Origin of the sequence: Zoogloea ramigera (assembly GCF_006539865.1) — a bacterium.
GTDB classification, from domain to species: Bacteria; Pseudomonadota; Gammaproteobacteria; order Burkholderiales; family Rhodocyclaceae; genus Zoogloea; species Zoogloea ramigera.
This window is the reverse complement of sequence record NZ_BJNV01000176.1, coordinates 1-1,139: the sequence shown is the minus strand read 5'-3', so window position 1 is coordinate 1,139 and position 1,139 is coordinate 1. Positions and strand designations below refer to the sequence as shown.

The window sequence follows — 1,139 nt, the reverse complement described above, 5'->3', positions numbered from 1 at the left end:
ACCCAAGGGCGGTCTGGTGGAACCCCTGCTGGCCTTCCCCGGCGGCGCGCTGGTGCATTTTGCGGTGAGCCAGTCGGAGGTGATGATGAGCACCCGGCTGGCCGGCACGGCGACCACCTTTCTGCCCTTCAACCAGGGCAACGCCGGCGGCGCCGGCAACCCGCCCAACCCCTTCGGCTTTGCAACGTGGTATCTGTGGCAGGAGGTGTGGCAGCGGGACAGCTGGCTGGAGATCCTCGGCCGCTACCTCGTCGGTGAACGCAACGACAAGAAGCAGCTCACCGGCGTCATCTTTCCCCGTTACCACCAGCTCGACGCGACCCGCAAGCTGGTGGCTGATGTGCTGGAACATGGCGTTGGCGAGCGTTACCTGATCCAGCACTCCGCCGGCTCCGGCAAGACCAAATCCATCGCCTGGACGGCGCACTTTCTGGCCGACCTGCACGACGCGTCGCACCGCAAGCTCTTCGACAGCGTGCTGGTGGTCTCCGACCGCACGGTGCTCGACGACCAGCTGCAGGAGGCGATCTTCGACTTCCAGCGCACCACCGGCGTGGTGGCGACCATCACCGATGAGCACGGCAGCAAGAGCGCCCAGCTTTCCCAGGCGCTGAAGGACGGCAAGAAGATCATCGTCTGCACGATCCAGACCTTCCCCTTTGCATTGAAGGCGGTGCAGGAACTCGCAGCCACCGAGGGCAAGCGCTTTGCTGTCATCGCCGACGAGGCCCACAGCTCGCAGACCGGCGAGGCGGCGGCCAAGCTCAAGCAGGTGCTCTCGGCGGATGAACTGGCCGAGCTCCAGGATGGCGGCGAGATCGACACCGAGGCGCTGCTGGCCGCCCAGATGTCGGCCAAGGCGGCCCAGGACAAGGGGCTCACCTATATCGCCTTCACCGCGACACCCAAGCAGAAGACGCTGGAGCTCTTCGGTCGCAAGGACACCGACGGCCTGCCCCAACCCTTCCACGTGTATTCGATGCGCCAGGCTATCGAGGAGGGTTTCATCCTTGATGTGCTGAAGAACTACACGACCTACAAGCTCGCCTTCAAGCTGGCCAACAACGGCAAGGAGTACGACGAGAAGCAGGTGGAGAAGTCCGAGGCGCAGAAGGAGATCATGCAGTGGGTGCGCCTGC

1 protein-coding gene is annotated in these 1,139 nt (G+C 64.4%); it reads left to right on the top strand.

All coding sequences use genetic code 11. The annotated features are described in order from the left end of the window. Window positions 1-16: 16 nt before the first annotated feature. Window positions 17-1,139, top strand: a 1,123-nt coding sequence (locus ZRA01_RS20310) for a DEAD/DEAH box helicase family protein (RefSeq protein ID WP_246093805.1), incomplete at its 3' end; no start/stop codon positions are given.